This is a genomic window from Pseudomonas nabeulensis (genome assembly GCF_004682045.1).
Classification (GTDB): Bacteria; Pseudomonadota; Gammaproteobacteria; order Pseudomonadales; family Pseudomonadaceae; genus Aquipseudomonas; species Aquipseudomonas nabeulensis.
In genome coordinates, this window is the sequence record NZ_QUZT01000055.1 from 34,693 (window position 1) to 48,944 (window position 14,252).

10 protein-coding genes and 1 pseudogene are annotated in these 14,252 nt (G+C 61.8%); all 11 read left to right on the top strand.

The features are described from left to right. Positions 1-1,100: 1,100 nt before the first annotated feature. A pseudogene (locus DYL61_RS32080) lies at positions 1,101-1,616 on the top strand (methyl-accepting chemotaxis protein); the annotation flags it as partial. A 307-nt stretch (positions 1,617-1,923) separates the two neighbouring features. After that, positions 1,924-2,379, top strand: coding sequence for a type II 3-dehydroquinate dehydratase (gene aroQ / locus DYL61_RS23700; protein ID WP_056860456.1), 456 nt, complete (start codon positions 1,924-1,926; stop codon positions 2,377-2,379). A gap of 24 nt (positions 2,380-2,403) precedes the next feature. Next, positions 2,404-2,865 carry an acetyl-CoA carboxylase biotin carboxyl carrier protein gene (accB, locus tag DYL61_RS23705; protein ID WP_135310341.1) on the top strand — a complete coding sequence of 154 codons (462 nt, stop codon included), beginning with the start codon at positions 2,404-2,406 and terminating at the stop codon, positions 2,863-2,865. Between the two features lie 17 nt (positions 2,866-2,882). Continuing rightward, on the top strand, positions 2,883-4,244 hold the full coding sequence (accC, locus tag DYL61_RS23710; RefSeq protein ID WP_135310342.1) for an acetyl-CoA carboxylase biotin carboxylase subunit: 1,362 nt from the start codon (positions 2,883-2,885) through the stop codon (positions 4,242-4,244). Positions 4,245-4,505: 261 nt separating this feature from the next. Beyond that, positions 4,506-5,384, top strand: a complete 879-nt coding sequence (gene prmA / locus DYL61_RS23715) for a 50S ribosomal protein L11 methyltransferase (protein WP_135310343.1) — start codon at positions 4,506-4,508, stop codon at positions 5,382-5,384. A gap of 30 nt (positions 5,385-5,414) precedes the next feature. Further along, the gene (locus DYL61_RS23720; RefSeq protein ID WP_135310344.1) at positions 5,415-6,623 is read left to right on the top strand and encodes a DUF3426 domain-containing protein; all 1,209 of its coding nucleotides are present in this window, start codon (positions 5,415-5,417) and stop codon (positions 6,621-6,623) included. A gap of 185 nt (positions 6,624-6,808) precedes the next feature. Further along, the gene (gene dusB / locus DYL61_RS23730; protein ID WP_135310345.1) at positions 6,809-7,822 is read left to right on the top strand and encodes a tRNA dihydrouridine synthase DusB; all 1,014 of its coding nucleotides are present in this window, start codon (positions 6,809-6,811) and stop codon (positions 7,820-7,822) included. Then, positions 7,819-8,139, top strand: a complete 321-nt coding sequence (gene fis, locus DYL61_RS23735; RefSeq protein WP_002555375.1) for a DNA-binding transcriptional regulator Fis — start codon at positions 7,819-7,821, stop codon at positions 8,137-8,139. The genes dusB and fis overlap by 4 nt, the downstream gene beginning before the upstream one ends. An 81-nt stretch (positions 8,140-8,220) precedes the next feature. Continuing rightward, a complete protein-coding gene (purH, locus tag DYL61_RS23740) occupies positions 8,221-9,828 on the top strand; it encodes a bifunctional phosphoribosylaminoimidazolecarboxamide formyltransferase/IMP cyclohydrolase (RefSeq protein WP_135310346.1) in 1,608 nt (535 codons plus the stop codon). Between the two features lie 164 nt (positions 9,829-9,992). Next, entirely contained in the window at positions 9,993-11,285 is a 1,293-nt protein-coding gene (gene purD, locus DYL61_RS23745; protein WP_135310347.1) for a phosphoribosylamine--glycine ligase, read from the top strand. Between the two features lie 114 nt (positions 11,286-11,399). Beyond that, positions 11,400-14,180, top strand: a complete 2,781-nt coding sequence (locus tag DYL61_RS23750) for a hybrid sensor histidine kinase/response regulator (RefSeq protein ID WP_135310348.1) — start codon at positions 11,400-11,402, stop codon at positions 14,178-14,180. The last annotated feature ends 72 nt before the right edge of the window (positions 14,181-14,252 follow it).

A 14,252-nucleotide genomic window follows, 5' to 3' on the forward strand; every position in this document is an offset into this window, starting at 1 on the left:
CCGGCGACCCGCAAGCCTTGCTCTTGCAGGCCGAGCGTGAATTGGGGGCGAACCTGGAGCAACTCAGCCAATACGCGTTGGGCGTCAATTCGGCAGAGGCTGCACGCTATCTGCCTCCGCTGCTGGCCGCGTCGCAGCATCTGGGCAAACTGTCCCTGGCCCGCGACAAATTGGTGAGCAGCGGGCGCGCCGAACTGGCCGATGATGTAGAGCGTGAACTCGGCACTATCCGCAGCCAGGCCGACGTACTGGAGCAACTGCCACTGCTGGGCGTAAAGGCCAGCACCGAGTCCAGCGCCGATGACTTCTCAGCCCTGATGGGCCTGGAAAACACCGAAAAAACCGAAGCCCAGGACACCGGCGTCGATCTCAAGCGCGAACTCAACAGCCTGCTGACCCGCTACCCCGCCGAACTCAAGCGCACCCGCGAACAAATCCAGCAACGCGCCGACCTGGCCAACGCCACCCACCTGAAAATCAACGCGGTGCAGCAAGCCATCGCCGGCCTGGAGCCGGTGGTGCGCGCGCAGCATGGCAAGATCCAAGGCGAAGTGCGGGTAATGCAAGGGGTGATGATCGGCCTGATCCTGCTGATCGCCCTACTCATCGACACCCTGCAACGCCGCCTGGCGCGGGTGCTGACCAACCTGGCACCGGCCCTGTCGACCTGGGCCGAAGGGGATTTCAGCCAGCCGATTGCCTTGGGCAAGACCAACCGCGAGCTGCACGATATCGAAGCCTCGCTGAATCGACTGCGCGCCTACCTGGTGGACCTGGTGGGCACCATCCGTGGCAATGCCGAGGAAGTCGCCGGCAGTAGCCGTGCGCTGGCCGAGTTGAGCAGTGGCCTGCACGACGGCGCCGAACGCCAGGCCGGCGACACCGCACAGATCCGCGATTCCCTGGGCGAACTGGAAGCGACCATCCAGCAAGTGGCGGGTGACGCCAGCCAGGCGGCCGGCGCCAGTCGCAGTGCGGGTGATGCCGTGGAACAAGGCCAACGCGTGATCGGCCTGAGCCTGACCGGGTTGCATGCGCTGGTGGGCGAAGTGCAGCAAAACGCGCAGATGATCGAAAAACTCGCCGAAGAGTCCGCCACCATTGGCGGCGTGCTCACGGTGATTCGCTCGATTGCCGACCAGACCAACCTGCTGGCCCTCAACGCCGCCATTGAAGCAGCGCGCGCCGGTGAAGCCGGGCGCGGATTTGCCGTGGTCGCCGACGAAGTACGTTCCCTGGCCCAGCGCACTGCCGGCGCCACCGCCGAAATCCAGACCCTGATCGCCGGCCTGCAAAGCGCCGCCCATCAGTCCGTGCAAGGCATGCGCGCCCAAGTCGAGCATGCCGAGGCCACGGCCCAACAAGCCCAAGCCGCCGATGGTGCGCTGGATGAAATCGTCGGGGCGATCCAGACCATTTCCGACACGGCGGTGCGGATTGCCGATGTAACGGCGCAGCAAAGTGGTGCCGTCAGCGAGATTCGCGACAACAGCGAGCGGATTCACCAGTTGGGTGAGGATAATTTGCTGAGAATTGGCCAGGGTCGCAGCCAGGGTGAGCATCTGTTGGTACTGGGTGGGCAGCTCAATACGGCGGTGCAGGCGTTTCGGGTCTGATCCTTCTGACCAAGGTCTCACATCATAGGGAGATCAAACTGTGGGAGGGGGCTTGCCCCCGATTGCAGGGTGTCAGTCTCTACATCTGTCACTGACACACCGCCATCGGGGGCAAGCCCCCTCCCACATTTGATCCTCATTGGCTTCAAGACAGTGTTGCCAATGACCGGATCCAAGGCCCTAGTCACAAATTTTGCGCTATCCTCGCTAATCGTGCTGCCTACTGCATAGAACTGGACAGTCACAAAGGCTTTGCGGCATAGTCGCCGGGTTCTGCCGTACCCACTTCAATAACAAGGAACAGCCGATGGCGACCTTTCTGGTTCTACACGGACCCAACCTGAACCTGCTCGGCACCCGCGAACCGGGCGTCTACGGGGCAGTGACCCTGGAACAGATCAACCTCGATCTGGAACGCAGGGCCCGTGAAGCCGGCCACCATCTGCTCTACCTGCAAAGCAATGCCGAGTACGAATTGATTGATCGCATCCATGCCGCGCGCGGCGAAGGCGTGGACTTTATCCTGATCAATCCCGCCGCTTTTACGCACACAAGCGTTGCATTACGTGACGCGCTGCTGGCGGTGAGCATCCCATTCATCGAAGTGCATTTGTCCAACGTGCACAAACGCGAAGCTTTCCGCCATCACTCCTACTTCTCCGACGTTGCGGTAGGTGTGATCTGCGGCCTTGGCGCCAGCGGTTACCGACTGGCCCTGGAGGCCGCCCTGGAACAACTTGAACAACCGGCCAAGCGCCCCTGACCGACCCTTGGGAGTTGATGATTCATGGATATCCGTAAAGTTAAGAAACTGATCGAACTGCTGGAAGAATCCGGTATCGACGAGCTGGAAATCAAGGAAGGCGAAGAGTCCGTACGGATCAGCCGCCACAGCAAGACCCCGGCCCAGCCTTACTACGCGCCACAGCCTATGCAAGCGCCAGCCGCCGCTGCTCCGGCTGCCGCACCTGCCGCCGCCGCTGCGCCAGCCGCACCTGCTGCGCCTGTGCTGAACGGCTTCGTGGTCAAGTCGCCAATGGTCGGTACTTTCTACCGCACCCCGGCACCGACCTCGCCAGCCTTCGTTGAAGTGGGCCAGACCGTGAAAGTGGGCGACACCATCTGCATCGTTGAAGCGATGAAAATGATGAACCACATCACTGCTGAAAAAGCCGGCGTCATCGAATCCATCCTGGTAGAAAACGGTCAGCCGGTTGAGTACGACCAGCCGCTGTTCACCATCGTTTGAACCGCGGAGTGCCTTCGATGTTGAAACCTGCGAAGAAACTGGAAAAAGTCCTGATCGCCAACCGCGGTGAGATCGCCCTGCGAATCCTGCGTGCCTGTAAGGAACAAGGCATCAAGACCGTCGCTGTTTACTCGACGGCCGACTCGGAACTGATGCACGTGAAACTGGCGGACGAAAGCATCTGCATCGGCCCGCCACTGGCCACGAACTCGTACCTGAAAGTCCCAAGCATCATCGCCGCGGCAGAAGTGACCGGCGCTACCGCTATCCACCCTGGCTACGGCTTCCTCGCGGAAAACGCCGATTTCGTCGACCAGGTGGAAAAATCCGGTTTCACTTTCATCGGCCCGAAAGCCGAAACCATTCGTCTGATGGGCGACAAGGTTTCGGCCAAGGACGCGATGATCGCGGCCGGCGTGCCAACCGTTCCGGGTTCCGACGGCCCGCTGCCGGAAGACGAGGCAACCGCTCTGCGCATTGGTCGCGAAGTCGGTTACCCGGTGATCATCAAGGCCGCCGGTGGCGGTGGTGGTCGCGGCATGCGCGTGGTGCATAAAGAAGAAGACCTGATCGAAGCCGCCAAGCAGACTCGCTCCGAAGCGGGCGCCTGGTTCAACAACCCGATGGTCTACCTGGAAAAGTACCTGACCAACCCACGTCACGTGGAAGTGCAGGTTCTGTCCGACGGCCAAGGCCATGCGATCCACCTGGGTGACCGCGACTGCTCGCTGCAACGTCGTCACCAGAAGGTACTGGAAGAAGCACCGGCACCGGGCCTGGACGAAAAAGCCCGCCAGGAAGTCCTGGCTCGCTGCGTCAAGGCCTGCATCGATATCAACTACCGTGGCGCGGGTACTTTCGAGTTCCTGTACGAAAACGGCCGTTTCTACTTCATCGAGATGAACACTCGTGTGCAGGTAGAGCACCCGGTTTCGGAGATGGTCACCGGTATCGATATCGTCAAGGAGATGCTGAGCATCGCCGCTGGCAACCCACTGTCCTTCACCCAGGACGACGTGAAGATGCACGGCCACTCCCTGGAGTGCCGCATCAACGCCGAAGACCCGAAAACCTTTATCCCAAGTCCAGGCCTGGTCAAGCATTTCCATGCACCGGGCGGCAACGGCGTTCGCGTCGATTCGCACCTGTACAGCGGCTACAAGGTTCCGTCCAACTACGACTCGCTGATCGGCAAGCTGATCACCTGGGGCGCCACCCGCGACGAGGCCATGGCCCGTATGCGTAACGCCCTGGACGAGATCGTGGTCGACGGCATCAAGACCAACATCCCGCTGCACCGGGAACTGGTCCGCGATGAAGGCTTCTGCGAAGGTGGTGTGAACATTCACTACCTGGAACACAAACTGGCCAACCAGTAAGTGCTCCCCCCAACAAAACCGCCTTCGGGCGGTTTTGTTGTTTATTGGCCTGAATTCTCCGGATGTACACAGGGCAAATGTGGGAGGGGGCTTGCCCCCGATTGCAGTGTGTCAGTCTCAATACAGGCAACTGATCCACCGCCATCGGGAGCAAGCCCCCTCCCACATTTGTTATGTGTACACCCCTCCCGCCGCTCGCGTAAACTTGCGCCCTTTCGCGACCCACCCGTCGCACATTCAATTTTTTCAAAGGTGCCCGCCATGCCTTGGCTGCAAGTCCGTCTCGCCATCAGCCCAGAACAAGCCGAAACCTACGAAGATGCGTTCCTCGAAGTGGGCGCCGTGTCGGTGACCTTCATGGACGCCGAAGACCAGCCAATCTTCGAACCTGAGCTCAACACCACCCCGCTGTGGTCGCACACCCACTTGCTGGCCCTGTTCGAAGACGGCACCGATGCCGCCAGCGTCCTGGCCCATATGGAACTGCTCACCGGCGGCCCGCTGCCCGAACATCACAGCGAAGTGATCGAAGACCAGGACTGGGAACGCAGCTGGATGGACAACTTCCAGCCGATGCGTTTCGGCCAGCGCCTTTGGATCGTGCCGAGCTGGCACGCCGCGCCCGAGCCGGATGCGGTCAACCTGCTGCTGGACCCGGGCCTGGCCTTCGGCACCGGCACCCACCCGACGACCGCGCTGTGCCTGGAATGGCTGGACGGCCAGGACCTGACTGACAGCAACGTGTTGGACTTTGGCTGTGGCTCGGGGATTCTGGCGATTGCCGCCCTGCTGCTCGGCGCAAAAGAGGCCGTGGGCACCGACATCGACGTGCAGGCCCTGGAAGCCTCCCGCGATAACGCCGGGCGCAACCACATTCCTGAAGGCAAATTCCCACTTTACCTGCCGGAGCAATTGCCCCAGGTGCAGGCCGATGTGCTGGTGGCCAATATCCTCGCCGGGCCGTTGGTTTCCCTGGCGCCGCAGTTGTCGAGCCTGGTCAAGCCGGGCGGCCGCCTGGCGCTGTCGGGCATCCTCGCCGAGCAAGGCGAAGACGTCGCCGCCGCGTACGCCAAGGATTTCGAGCTGGATCCGATCGCCAACCGTGATGGCTGGGTACGCATCAGCGGTCGTCGGCGCTAGAATGAGCGCTTGCCTGAATCGGATGGCCGCATGACCGACAGTTTCGTCACCCAGTGCCCGCATTGCCAAACCCGTTTCCGCGTCAGCCACGGTCAATTGAACGTGGCCCGCGGCGTGGTGCGCTGCGGCTCGTGCCTGCAAGTGTTCAACGCGGTGCGTCAGCTGCTGGAGCAGCGCGCGGCCGGTGCAGCGGAGCCTGAGCTGCCGGTTGCCGCTGAGCCGCCGCCGCGGGCAATCAGCCAGAAACAGTGGACCGCCGAAGAGCTGGACCTGGACAACCTGGACCTGGACGAAGAACTGGCCAAGCTGGAACGCCGCGAAATTCAGCATACGTTGCCCGCCGGTGCGGAACGTCGTGAAAAAGACGACGCTCTCAGCGCCAGCCGCGAGACGGTCAAGGCCGACGAAGAGAAATGGGCCGCCAGCCTGTTCAGCGAACCGCCCGAGGAACGCGCCCAGGCCATCGAAGAACACGCCGAACCGGTCAAAGGGCCTGCGACCAGACAGCGCACCGAGCCCTCCATGTCGCGTCACATCGACGACACCGACGATGAACCGCCGCTGCGTTCAACGCCGGAAGAACACGACATCGATCCACCGTTCACACCGCTGACCAACGCCGCGGAAGAACCCGAATCCGAAGAACGCCTGGTGCCCCGTCGCAAGCGTCCGCGCGCAGAAACCAGCGTTCATGACGATGTACTCCAGGACCTGGAAGACGACCCGCTGCACCTCTATGCGCAAAAACGCCCATCGAGCCTGGGCCGCCGCCTGTTCTGGCTATTGCTGGTGCTGATCGCCGCCGCCGGCCTGGCCGCACAGTACATCGCCTACCAGTTCGACGACCTGGCACGCCAGGACGCATACCGCCCCTGGTTCCAGCAACTGTGCCCACTCGTGGGCTGCACCGTGCCATCACGGGTGGATATCGCCCACATAAAGAGCAGCAACCTGGTAGTCCGCAGCCATCCGGACTTTGCCGGGGCGCTGGTGGTCGATGCGATCATCTATAACCGTGCGACCTTCTCCCAGCCGTTCCCGTTGTTGGAACTGCGCTTTGCCGACATAAACGGCGGCCTGATCGCCAGTCGTCGCTTCAAGCCCGCTGAATACCTCAGCGGCGAGTTGGCGGGCGTGAGCGAAATGCCCTCGCAAACCCCGATCCATATCTCCCTGGACATCCTCGACCCAGGCAACAAAGCCGTGAATTACAGCCTGAGCTTCCACTCCCCCGAGTGAATCGGTTCACGCACCAAGGTTTGACGGCGGATTCTTGACTAAGCCCTGCGCAACCAAACCGGCAGCGATAAAGAAATAACTGTTCAGATTTTATCCAATTCAGCCTTTATCCAGTCATCGAGAGCGGGTATCATGCCAACCCTTTTTCGAACTCTAATGATCCGGCCCCACAACAGGGAAGTCCTATGTCGGCGGTACGCATCGGCCCATATACATTGCACAACGGTTTGATTCTCGCCCCAATGGCGGGCGTCACCGACCAGCCCTTTCGTCAGCTGTGCAAGCGTTTGGGCGCAGGTCTTGTAGTCTCGGAAATGGTCACCAGCGACATGAGTTTGTGGAACACCCGCAAGTCGCGGATGCGCATGATCCACGAAGGTGATCCCGAGCCCCGCTCGGTGCAGATCGCCGGGGGTGATGCACAGATGCTGGCGGATGCGGCCCGGGCCAACGTGGAGTTGGGGGCGCAGATCATCGACATCAACATGGGCTGCCCGGCCAAGAAGGTCTGCAACAAGGCCGCCGGTTCCGCCCTGTTGAAAGATGAGCAGTTGGTTGCCGAGATCCTGCAGGCCGTTGTCGCCGCAGTCGATGTGCCGGTCACCCTGAAGATCCGTACCGGTTGGGACCGGGACAACAAGAACGGCCTGACGGTGGCGAAGATCGCCGAACAGGCAGGAATTACAGCGCTGGCAGTGCATGGCCGCACCCGCGCCGACCTTTACACCGGTGAAGCCGAGTACGACACCATTGCCGCGATCAAGCAGGCGGTGTCGATGCCCGTCTTTGCCAATGGCGATATCGATTCAGCCGAGAAAGCCCGGCGCGTGCTGCACGCAACCGGTGCCGATGGCTTGTTGATTGGCCGGGCTGCCCAGGGGCGGCCGTGGATTTTCCGTGAGATCGACCACTTCCTGCGCACCGGCGACGTGTTGCCGGCTCCGGAGCTGATCGAGGTGGAACGTATTCTGCTAGAGCATCTGGCCGCCCTGCACGCCTTCTACGGAGACGTGATGGGAGTACGCATTGCTCGCAAGCATGTCGGCTGGTATCTCGCAACCCTGCCGGGCGCCAGGGAGTTTCGCGCCCACTTCAATCGTTTGGATGATACGGAAGCACAGTGCGCCAACGTTCGTGAGTTCTTCAGCGAGCGTTACAAGAGCCTGGGGACAGGGGACGGAGAGGGGGTGGCCGCATGACGATGATGACCGAGACTTTAGTGAGTGGAACAACACCCGTGAGCGACAACGTCAATTTGAAACAGCACCTCAACACGCCGAGCGAAGAAGGCCAGACCCTTCGCGGGAGTGTCGAGAAGGCGCTGCACAATTATTTCGCCCACCTGGAGGGCGCCTCCGTCACGGATGTGTACAACCTGGTGCTCTCCGAAGTCGAAGCACCGTTGCTCGAAAGCGTGATGAACTACGTGAAGGGCAACCAGACCAAAGCCAGTGAGCTGCTGGGCCTCAACCGTGGCACCTTGCGCAAAAAGCTCAAGCAATACGATTTGCTGTAAGCATTCAATCCAACCAGAAAGGCGCCCGCGTAAAACCGGTCGCCTTTTTTGCTGACTCCTTTGCTTTTGATGGAAATTGAAATGACCGACCAGACTACCCGCCTGCCGATCCGCCGCGCCTTGATCAGCGTCTCCGACAAGACCGGCATCCTCGAATTTGCCCAGGAGCTGGAAGCCCTGGGCGTGGAAATCCTCTCCACGGGCGGGACCTTCAAACTGCTGCAGGACAACGGCGTGGCCGCAGTGGAAGTGGCGGACTACACCGGTTTCGCAGAAATGATGGACGGTCGTGTCAAGACCCTGCACCCGAAAATCCACGGCGGCATCCTTGGCCGTCGCGGCACCGACGACGCGATCATGGCCGAGCATGGCATCAAGCCAATCGACCTGGTGGCCGTCAACCTCTACCCGTTCGAAGCCACCATCAACAAGCCAGGCTGCGACCTGCCGACCGCCATCGAAAACATCGATATCGGCGGCCCGACCATGGTTCGCTCCGCTGCCAAGAACCACAAAGACGTGGCCATCGTGGTGAACGCCAGCGACTACGCCAACGTGCTGGAAAGCCTGAAAGCCGGTGGCCTGACCTACGCCCAGCGTTTCGACCTGATGCTCAAGGCGTTCGAACACACTGCCGCCTACGACGGCATGATCGCCAACTACATGGGCACGGTTAACCAGGCTGCTGAAACCCTGTCGACCGAAGGCCGCAGCCAGTTCCCGCGCACCTTCAACAGCCAGTTCATCAAGGCCCAGGAAATGCGCTACGGCGAGAACCCGCACCAGAGCGCGGCGTTCTACGTTGAGGCCAAGCCTGCCGAAGTCGGCATCGCCACCGCGACCCAGCTGCAAGGCAAAGAACTGTCCTATAACAACGTGGCCGATACCGACGCCGCGCTGGAATGCGTGAAGAGCTTCGTCAAGCCGGCCTGCGTGATCGTCAAGCACGCCAACCCGTGCGGCGTGGCCGTCAGCCCGGACGCAGAAGGCGGTATTCGCCAGGCGTACGAACTGGCCTACGCCACCGACACCGAGTCGGCGTTCGGCGGCATCATCGCCTTCAACCGTGAACTGGATGCCGAGACCGCCAAGGCGATCGTCGAGCGTCAGTTCGTTGAAGTGATCATCGCCCCAAGCGTGAGCGAAGAAGCCCGCGCCATCGTGGCTGCCAAAGCCAACGTACGCCTGCTGGCCTGCGGCGAGTGGTCGGCCGACCGCGCTGCGGCCTGGGACTACAAGCGCGTCAACGGCGGCTTGCTGGTACAGAGCCGCGACATCGGCATGATTGGCAGCGAAGACCTCAAGGTTGTGACCAAGCGCGCGCCGACCGAGCAAGAGATCAACGATTTGATCTTCGCCTGGAAAGTCGCCAAGTACGTGAAGTCCAACGCCATCGTCTACGCCAAGAACCGCCAGACCATCGGTGTCGGCGCCGGCCAGATGAGCCGCGTGAACTCGGCGCGTATCGCCGCGATCAAGGCAGAGCACGCAGGCTTGCAGGTCGTGGGTTCGGTGATGGCTTCCGATGCATTCTTCCCGTTCCGTGATGGTTTGGACAATGCCGCCAAAGCGGGCGTTACCGCCGTGATCCAGCCAGGTGGCTCGATGCGCGACGCTGAAGTCATCGCCGCCGCTGACGAAGCTGGCATCGCGATGGTCTTCACCGGCATGCGCCACTTCCGCCACTGATCCAACTCGATAGAGATGTGAGAGCGAGCTTGTGTGGGAGGGGGCTTGCCCCCGATAGCGGTGGTTCAGTAGCACATTAATTGACTGAAACACCGCCATCGGGGGCAAGCCCCCTCCCACATAAAGCCTTCCTGCGGCGCCCTACAGAATTTGAGGTTTTTGAAATGAATGTTTTGATCATTGGCAGCGGTGGCCGTGAACACGCCCTGGCCTGGAAAGTTGCCCAGGACCCACGCGTCCAAAAGGTTTTCGTCGCCCCCGGCAACGCCGGCACCGCCATTGAAGCCAAGTGCGAGAACCTCGCCATCGACGTGCTGGCCCTTGAGCAACTTGCGGATTTTGCGGAAAAGAACGTCTCCCTGACCATCGTCGGCCCGGAAGTGCCATTGGTGGCTGGCGTCGTAGACCTGTTCCGTAGCCGTGGCCTGGATTGCTTCGGCCCAACCGCCGGCGCTGCCCAGCTGGAAGGCTCCAAGGCGTTTACCAAGGACTTCCTGGCACGTCACAAGATCCCGACCGCCGACTACCAGAACTTCACCGAGATCGAGCCGGCCCTGGCGTACCTGCGCGAAAAAGGTGCACCCATCGTGATCAAGGCCGATGGCCTGGCCGCCGGTAAAGGCGTGATCGTGGCGATGACCCTGCAAGAAGCCGAAGACGCCGTGCGCGACATGCTCGCCGGCAACGCCTTTGGTGACGCTGGTTCGCGTGTTGTGATCGAGGAGTTCCTCGACGGCGAAGAAGCCAGCTTTATCGTGATGGTTGACGGCAAGAACGTGCTGCCGATGGCCACCAGCCAGGACCACAAACGCGTCGGCGATGGCGACAGTGGCCCGAACACCGGCGGCATGGGTGCCTACTCCCCTGCCCCCGTCGTGACCGCCGATGTGCACAAGCGCGTGATGGACCTGGTGATCTGGCCGACCGTGCGTGGCATGGCCGACGAAGGCAATGTGTACACCGGTTTCCTGTATGCCGGCCTGATGATCGATAAAGCGGGCAACCCGAAAGTCATCGAGTTCAACTGCCGTTTCGGCGACCCGGAAACCCAACCAGTGATGCTGCGCCTGCAGTCGAGCCTGGTACTGCTGGTGGAAGCCGCCTTGGCCCAGGCCCTGGACAAGGTTGAAGCGCAGTGGGACCCACGCCCAAGCGTCGGCGTGGTGCTGGCAGCCGGTGGTTACCCGGCCGACTACGCCAAGGGCGACGTGATTGAAGGCCTGGACGCGGCTGCTACGCTGGAAGGCAAGGTGTTCCATGCGGGCACCGCGCTCAAGGATGGCAAGGTCGTGACCGCCGGTGGCCGTGTGCTGTGTGCCACCGCCATGGGTGCCAGTGTCGACGCTGCGCAACAACAAGCGTACAAGCTGGCGGCGAAAATCGACTGGAACGGCTGTTTCTACCGCAAGGACATCGGCTACCGCGCCATCGCCCGTGAACGGGGCGAGAACCAGTAAGCAGCCGGCGTCCGTAGCTATCCGTTCGGCTAGGCAAGGGCCCCAGGCCCTTGCCGTATACACGCTTCGCCGCGCATAGTTACCCCGTGCATCAACCTACGAAGGGATTTCGCCGTGCGCTGGCTCAGGATCGCCATAGGTTTCACTGTCAGTCTGCTGACGCTGCTCTGCTTGTTCCCGGCCCAGGCCGCCGCGCAAGGCAGCGGCTGGGCAGTCTTGCTTGATGAACAGGCCGACCTGCAACTGAGCGACATCCGCTCTTCGCGCTACACCAATCAATTCAGCCCCATCGAACTCGACCGGATCACTGCCGCGCAGCCGGACGGTGCGCTGTGGGTACGTTTCAAGCTGCAACCCGGCAAGCACGAGCAAGTGCTGCGGGTATTCGCCCCGGACCTGTCCCACCTGAGCCTCTACGTGCTGGATGGCGACACCCTGGTGGAACAACAGAACACCGGCACGCGCCAGCCCCAGGCTGAGCGCCCGTTGCCCAGCAGCGACTTCATGCTGCCGCTGCCCCAGAGCCAGAAACCGTTAGATATCTATCTGCGCCTGGTCTCGGAACACGAACTACGCCCGTACATCACCCTGGAGCCTGCCGTACTGGCCGCCGCCAACCAGACCCAGACGCTGATCTACGGCCTGCTGTTCGGCTGCCTGTTGATGCTGATCATGCACAACCTCTCGCGCTTCGCTTACCACCGCTCGCGCAGCAGCCTGTGGCTGGCAGCCTGCGAGTTGCTGCTGATGCTGAGCCTGGCGCTGTTGCTCAACCTGGTGGGCCCATGGCTGCCGAATTGGCATGGCATCCAGACCCCAGGCGCCTACCTGGCGCTGCTGCTGACCGCACCATGCGGGCTGATGTTTGCCTACCGCTTCTTTATGCCCCTGGGCCCGCACCCGCTGAACAAGCTGCTGATGGCCGACATCCTGGTGACCGTGCTGTGCGGCCTGCTGTTGTTGTTCGTCAACACCTTGCCGCTGAACATCATCACCTATGTGTTGGTGGCGCTGGCGGGCTTGAGCATGCTGTTCGTCTCGGGCTATCACTGGCAAAAAGGCTACCGCCCGGCGCGTTTGTTCGTGGCGGGGATGGTGGTGTTCAACATCGGCACGCTGATCATCCTGCCCGCCCTGCTCGGCCTCACGCTGCTGGCGCCGCAAGGCCTGATCATGACCCTGTTGGGCTTTATCTGCCTCAGCGGCCTGTTGATGAGCCTGGCCTTGGGTGAGCGCCAGCGCGCGATTGTCGAGGCACGTTTCAACCTGAGCCGCGACCTGGCCGCCAGCAATGCCGAGATCGCGGCCAAGGCCGAGTTTTTGGCGAAGATCAGCCACGAAATCCGCACCCCCATGAACGGTGTGCTGGGCATGACCGAACTGTTGCTGGGCACGCCGCTGTCGGTGAAACAACGCGACTACGTGCAGACCATCCACAGCGCCGGCAACGAACTGCTTACGTTGATCAACGAAATCCTCGACATCTCCAAGCTCGAATCTGGGCAGATCGAACTGGACGACGTGCAGTTCGACCTCAATGCGCTGCTCGAAGACTGCCTGAGTATCTTCCGCGCCAAGGCCGAACAGCAAAACGTCGAGCTGATCAGCTTTATCCAGCCCCAGGTGCCACGCGTCATCAGTGGCGACCCGACCCGCCTGCGCCAGGCACTGCTGAGCCTGCTGGAAAACGCCCTGCACAAAACCGATGAAGGCGAAGTGCTGATCGTGGTGGCCCTGGACGACCGCAGCACCAAGCCGCGCCTGCGCATCGCCGTGCAAGACAGCGGCCTGCCGATGGAAGCGGCCGAGCGTGACGCGCTGCTGCACAGCGAACTGCACAGCAAGAATTTCCTCTCGGCCACCCGCTTGAGCGGCCACCTGGGCCTGGTCATCGCCCGCCAGCTGATCCTGTTGATGAACGGCGAGTTCGGCATCAAGAGCGGCAGCCACCAGGGCAGCACGTTGTGGCTGACCCTGCCGCTGGACCCGGAACGCCTGGAGCATCCTACCTCCGACCTCGACGGCCCGCTCAAGGACGCCCGCGTGCTGGTGGTGGACGACAACGACACCTGCCGCAAAGTGCTGGTGCAGCAATGCTCGGCCTGGGGCCTCAACGTCAGCGCCGTGCCGTCGGGTAAAGAGGCGCTGGCGCTGCTGCGCACCAAGGCGCACTTGCGTGACTACTTCGACGTGGTGTTGCTGGACCAGAACATGCCCGGCATGACCGGCATGCAACTGGCGGCGAAGATCAAGGAAGACCCGAGCCTGAACCACGACATCCTGTTGATCATGCTCACCGGCATCAGCAATGCGCCGAGCAAGATCATCGCGCGCAACTGCGGGATCAAGCGCATCCTCGCCAAACCGGTGGCCGGGTATACGCTCAAGACCACCCTGGCCGACGAGTTGGCCCAGCGCAACAAGGGTGGATTACCGTCGCGCCCGGCCCTGAATGCCCCCGCCCCCGCCGCAGTGACGGTGCCGACAGATTTCCGCATCCTGGTGGCCGAAGACAACAGCATCTCCACCAAAGTGATTCGCGGCATGCTCGGCAAGCTCAACCTCAACCCGGACACCGCCAGCAACGGCGAGGAAGCGCTGGAGGCGATGAAAGCCCAGCGTTACGACCTGGTGCTGATGGACTGTGAAATGCCGATCCTCGATGGTTTCTCGGCGACCCAGCAACTGCGGGCGTGGGAAGTCAGCCACCAGCGGATTCGTACACCCATCGTGGCACTGACGGCGCATATCCTGTCGGAGCATAAAGAGCGTGCGCGCCAGGCCGGGATGGATGGGCATATGGCCAAGCCGGTGGAGTTGTCGCAGTTGCGGGAGCTGGTGGAATACTGGGTGGCGCAGCGCCAGCAACAGCAGGAACACAGCACCGTCTCCTGACTTGAAATGCAAATAAGTGTGGGAGGGGGCTTGCCCTAATGCCTGTCAGTTAAGGAAACAGCAGATGAGCGG